This is a genomic window from Nocardioides sp., assembly GCF_036374615.1.
GTDB lineage: Bacteria > Actinomycetota > Actinomycetes > Propionibacteriales > Nocardioidaceae > Nocardioides.
The window spans coordinates 1-2,894 of the sequence record NZ_DASUTK010000051.1; the positions used below are offsets into that span (position 1 = coordinate 1).

The following is a 2,894-nucleotide window of genomic DNA, read 5'->3' on the forward strand; positions in this document are numbered from 1 at the left end:
GTGACTGGCGGTTGTCGTCCTGGGCGATGTGCGAGCCCTCGGAGCTGACCGGCGACGCGTCCGACCGGCTGGGCTACGGCGTCTGGCTCGACGCCGACGGTGATCCCGTCCCGACGACCGAGGTGATGACGCTTCGCGGCCCCGAGCACTGCGGCTGGGAGGACGTCACCTTCATCGAGGTGGACCGCGGCTCCACCGGCTTCCGGCAGTACGTGCACGACCCGTCGGGAGAGCTCGACCGGCAGCTCCGCTCGACGTACGCCGACCGCGCGCGGCTGCCCGCCGACGCCGCCGACACCGGCTGGCGGCGCGGCGGGTTCGCCCTGTGGCTCCAACCGCAGGGCGACGCGGCGTACCTGGTGAACCTCGCCGACCCGACCGACGTCGCGCGCTGGCCTCGGGCGAAGCGGACCATCGGCTGCGCCTGACCACCTCACGACACCTGCGGAATCACCTCGCGGCCGTAGAACTCGATCATCTGCTGGTGGTGCGGGCCCATGTTGGCGACGTAGAGCTCGTCGTAGCCGGCGTCGGCGTACTCCTTGATCTGCGCCAGGTGCGCCTCGGGGTCGTTGCCCGCGACCACTGACTCGCGCGTGCTCTCCTCGGTGACGAGCTCGGAGGCCTGCTCGAAGTGCCGCGGCGAGGGCAGCACCTGCGCCAGCTCGCCCGGCAGTCCGGCGTTGGCCCACAGCCGGTGGGCGTGCTCGACGCCCTCGTCGACCGTGTCGGCGTACGCGACCTTGGCGCCGGCCTGGGCGGGCTTGCCCCCGGTGGCCTCCTTGAAACGGGTGACGAGCTCGGGGTCGCTCTGGGTGGAGATGTAGCCGTCGCCGATGCGAGCCGCCACGTCGGTGGCCTTCGGTCCGAAGCCGGAGATGTACACCGGCGGCGGCTCGTCCGGGAGCGTGTAGATGCGGGCGTTGTCGACGGTGTAGTGCTTGCCGTACGTCGTCACGAAGCCGCCGGCCCACAGCTCGCGCATCAGTGCGACGGCCTCCTCGAGCATCTCCAGGCGCACGTCGATCGACGGCCACGGGTCGCCGAGCACGTGCTCGTTGAGGGCTTCACCGGTACCGACTCCCAGGACGAAATGGCCTCCGGTCATCACGGCCGCGGTGGCAGCGGCCTGGGCCACGATGGCCGGGTGGATGCGGACCGTCGGACACGTGACCGCCGTGGTGATGGGCAGCGAGCATGCCTCAGAGAGCGCCCCGATGACCGACCAGACGAACGGGCTCTGGCCCTGTTCGTCGTTCCACGGGTGGAAGTGGTCGCTGATCCACAGACCCTCGAAACCGGCCGCTTCAGCGGCCCTGGCCTGGGCCACCAGCTCCGCCGGCCCGTACTCCTCGCATGACAGGAAGTATCCGATCTTCACCACCCGCACGTACCCACGCCAGGCGCATGCAACCCCCTGCACTGGGTACCCGGACGTCCGATGAGCGCCGTGCGTGTGGGGATCTCCGGCTGGCGGTACCCCGCGTGGCGCGGCGACTTCTACCCCCGCGGACTGCCTCAGCGGCGCGAGCTCGAGTACGCCGCCGCTCGGCTGACGTCCGTGGAGATCAACGGCTCCTTCTACTCGCTGCAGCGTCCGGAGTCCTACCGCCGGTGGCGCAGCGAGGTGCCCGCCGACTTCGAGTTCGCCGTCAAGGGTGGTCGGTTCATCACCCATCTCAAGCGCCTCCGAGACGTCGAGACTCCGTTGGCCAACTTCTTCGCGTCGGGCGTGCTCGAGCTCGGCCCGACCCTGGGCCCGGTGTTGTGGCAGCTGCCCGAGCGTCTGACCTTCGACGCGGACGTGCTCGACGGTTTCCTCGGCCTCCTGCCCCGGACCACCCGCGAGGCAGCAGCGCTGGCCGCGCGTCACGACGACAAGGTGCCCGACGACAGGGCCGTCACGACGACCGACCGCGATCGGCCGCTGCGGCACGCGTTGGAGTTCCGCAGCCCGACGTTCGCCGACGAGGCGGCCTACGACCTCCTGCGCGGTCACGGCGTCGCGTGCGTGGTCGCCGACACCGCCGGCCGCTGGCCCAAGGTGCTCGAGGTCACGTCCGACCTCGTCTACGTCCGGCTGCACGGCGACCGCGAGCTGTACGCCAGCGGCTACTCGCCCCGCGCACTGGACGAGTGGGCGGAACGTTGTCGGGCCTGGGCCGACGAGGGCCTCGACGTCTACGTCTACTTCGACAACGACGTGAAGGGACACGCCCCGCACGACGCTGTCGCCCTGCTCGAGCGGTTGTCGTGACGGTCAGTCCTCCCAGGGCGGGGTGTCGCCCATCTTGGCGTAGTACTTCGCCAGGTGGCTCATGACCCGGTCCCGGTCCCGCGCGGGGAGGTCGACGCCACCGCGACCCCCGACCATCACGTTGCCGGCGGCCATCACTCCGTGGGGGACGGCCATCAGCTTGCCGTCGACCACGTCGGCGACCAGCAGCTTGTACGCCGTGAAGTTGTCCTTCTTGTCCGCGTCGTACCAGACGTGGGCGTCGCGGTACCTGGCGTTGGGCTCGTCGTCGGCGCCGGCCCACGACCGCACCCGCTTCTCCGCGGCGTCGCCGTCCCATGCCCGGTCGCGGTCGGCCATCGGCAGGTCCTGGAAGCTCGTCACCGCCATGCCAGCTCCTTCCCTCGGCACTCCTCTCGGACCTTCCTAACCCGGCCTCGGCGAGCCCGACCACACCCCGACGGAGGGTCAGCCGAGCTCGCGCCGTCGCGTGTGGTCGGGCGCGTTGCCGGTGACGCAGAACGCCAGGCCGGCGGGGTCGCGCAGGGCGTGCCAGCCGCGACCCGGCCCGATGTCGTCCGCACCGAGGTCGAGGATGCGCCGTACCTCGACCGGGACGTCGTCCGTGCCGTGGTCCAGGTGGGCCCGTACGGGTCCG

At 71.0% G+C, this 2,894-nt stretch carries 5 protein-coding genes; 2 read left to right on the plus strand and 3 right to left on the minus strand.

Going from position 1 to position 2,894, the window contains the following annotated elements; genetic code table 11:
- On the plus strand, positions 1 to 428 hold a 428-nt coding region (locus VFZ39_RS04045; protein ID WP_330864440.1), incomplete at its 5' end, for a hypothetical protein.
- Between the two features lie 5 nt (positions 429 to 433).
- Here the strand turns inward: VFZ39_RS04045 and VFZ39_RS04050 are convergent.
- The gene (locus VFZ39_RS04050) at positions 434 to 1,381 is read right to left on the minus strand and encodes a TIGR03557 family F420-dependent LLM class oxidoreductase (protein ID WP_330864441.1); all 948 of its coding nucleotides are present in this window, start codon (positions 1,379 to 1,381) and stop codon (positions 434 to 436) included.
- A 60-nt stretch (positions 1,382 to 1,441) separates the two neighbouring features.
- Here VFZ39_RS04050 and VFZ39_RS04055 point away from each other — a divergent pair, with 60 nt between their 5' ends.
- The gene (locus tag VFZ39_RS04055; protein ID WP_330864442.1) at positions 1,442 to 2,257 is read left to right on the plus strand and encodes a DUF72 domain-containing protein; all 816 of its coding nucleotides are present in this window, start codon (positions 1,442 to 1,444) and stop codon (positions 2,255 to 2,257) included.
- A 3-nt stretch (positions 2,258 to 2,260) separates the two neighbouring features.
- Here the strand turns inward: VFZ39_RS04055 and VFZ39_RS04060 are convergent, their stop codons facing one another.
- Together VFZ39_RS04060 and VFZ39_RS04065 are read right to left on the minus strand one after the other, a co-directional pair.
- Positions 2,261 to 2,626, minus strand: a complete 366-nt coding sequence (locus tag VFZ39_RS04060; protein WP_330864443.1) for a hypothetical protein — start codon at positions 2,624 to 2,626, stop codon at positions 2,261 to 2,263.
- 78 nt (positions 2,627 to 2,704) lie between these two features.
- Positions 2,705 to 2,894, minus strand: a 190-nt coding sequence (locus VFZ39_RS04065; protein WP_330864444.1) for a VOC family protein, incomplete at its 5' end; no start/stop codon positions are given.

Excerpts from the sequence above, each read along its gene's own strand:
- VFZ39_RS04055 (WP_330864442.1), top strand. The coding sequence starts at position 1,442 with ATGAGCGCCGTGCGTGTGGGGATCTCCGGCTGGCGGTACCCCGCGTGG.
- VFZ39_RS04060 (WP_330864443.1), bottom strand. The coding sequence starts at position 2,626 with ATGGCGGTGACGAGCTTCCAGGACCTGCCGATGGCCGACCGCGACCGG.